Origin of the sequence: Paraburkholderia sp. J94 (genome assembly GCF_905220285.1) — a bacterium.
Classification (GTDB): domain Bacteria; phylum Pseudomonadota; class Gammaproteobacteria; order Burkholderiales; family Burkholderiaceae; genus Paraburkholderia; species Paraburkholderia tropica_A.
In genome coordinates this window covers 1-337 of the sequence record NZ_CAJMZH010000067.1, presented here as the reverse complement: position 1 = coordinate 337, position 337 = coordinate 1, and the positions used below count along the sequence as shown (strand labels likewise).

The 337-nt window shown below is 62.0% G+C and carries 1 protein-coding gene; it reads right to left on the bottom strand.

What is annotated here, in order from left to right; genetic code table 11:
• Positions 1-337: sulfatase-like hydrolase/transferase (locus U4Y88_RS37675; RefSeq protein WP_321790155.1), on the bottom strand; the 337-nt coding region annotated here is incomplete at both ends.

Below are 337 nucleotides of genomic sequence, written 5' to 3'. Positions count from 1 at the left end.
AGTGTCGATCGTCTCCATGCGCTTCTTCGTCAGCGGGCCGGTGTTGTCGATCTTCTGGCCGCCCTTGCCGTCGGACCAACAGTGCAGCACGCCGCGCGGGCCGTACTTCTTGTGGAAGTCGGGGAATTCCTTGGCGTCCGGGTAGTCGGGCAGTTCCGGTTCTTCCTCGGCATTCAGGTGATACAGGTTGCCGAAAAATTCGTCGAAGCCGTGCATCGTCGGCAGGTGTTCGTCGCGGTCGCCGAAATGGTTCTTGCCGAACTGGCCCGTCGTGTAGCCGAGATCCTTGAGCAGCTCGGGAATATTCGGGTCCTCGGCGCGCATGCCGAGCGGCGCT